At 55.2% G+C, this 1,188-nt stretch carries 1 rRNA gene; it reads left to right on the top strand.

The features are described 5' to 3' along the window. Window positions 1–608: 608 nt before the first annotated feature. Window positions 609–1,188 (top strand): 23S ribosomal RNA (locus tag OCH239_RS23420); the annotation flags it as partial.

Raw genomic sequence — 1,188 nt, 5'->3', positions numbered from 1 at the left:
TAGCTCAGCTGGGAGAGCGCCTGATTTGCATTCAGGAGGTCAGGAGTTCGATCCTCCTAGGCTCCACCATCAAAACCGGCCGCGCAGCGGCAAAAACAATCCGGGGGATCGTTTTTAGGTTTTGATGCCAAGCAGCTACGCTGCGCGGCAGGACGCTGGCGCAACCTGCCTTTGATCCACCATTGGTACTCAGTTCAGAGAGTTGTCCGATTAGATCGGCAAGCACTGCCTCAGTGTTTGCCCGTCCAATCGGACGACAAATGACATCGTGAAGAGAGATACAAATCAACATTGCCTGATGGCTGCGAGTGTGCAGTTCATCTCGGTCGGTTCCGCTATTGCGGACGGCGGGCAGGGTGCTTGCTGAGTAAGGCGCCCATACCCGTATCCCGGCCCGAAACGGGCAATCGTTGTCCAAGTCAAGTACACTAACCCGGTGCATTCGCTGAATGCACCATGTTCGGCCTCTACCCGAGGCCGAGCGGGATAGTATGCTTTCGATCCGGAAACAGAGGAATGGCGACGAACCAGCGTCGTTCCGTGGCGGGTTCATGCGCTCAAGTAGCCGAACAGGCGGTAGCGCAAAGAATCTGTCTCTTTCTGGATCGGATCAAGCGCGAGAAGGGCGTTTGGTGGATGCCTTGGCAGTAAGAGGCGATGAAGGACGTGATACTCTGCGATAAGCCGGGGGAAGCCGAGAATAGGCTCTGATCCCCGGATCTCCGAATGGGGCAACCCACCTGACAGTTCGATATAATTGCCGCAAGGCAGCTTATATCTTGCTGAGACAGGTACTCATCATCTGAATACATAGGATTTTGAGAGCAAACCCGGGGAACTGAAACATCTAAGTACCCGGAGGAAAGGACATCAATAGAGACTCCGCTAGTAGTGGCGAGCGAACGCGGACCAGCCGAGCCCAAGACGTGACCAGAAACAGCTGGAAAGCTGTGCCAGAGCGGGTGACAGCCCCGTATGGGAAGCGTTGCGGGACGTATCAAGTAGGGCGGGACACGTGAAATCCTGTCCGAAGATCGGAGGACCACCTCCGAAGGCTAAGTACTCCTTACTGACCGATAGCGAACCAGTACCGTGAGGGAAAGGTGAAAAGCACCCCGACGAGGGGAGTGAAACAGTACCTGAAACCGAGCGCCTACAAGCAGTCGGAGCTTGACTGGACTCTTATAT

Source organism: Roseivivax halodurans JCM 10272, assembly GCF_000521785.1.
Classification (GTDB): domain Bacteria; phylum Pseudomonadota; class Alphaproteobacteria; order Rhodobacterales; family Rhodobacteraceae; genus Roseivivax; species Roseivivax halodurans.
Note: the sequence above shows the minus strand (reverse complement) of the source record. Positions and strands in the feature narration are given on the sequence as shown.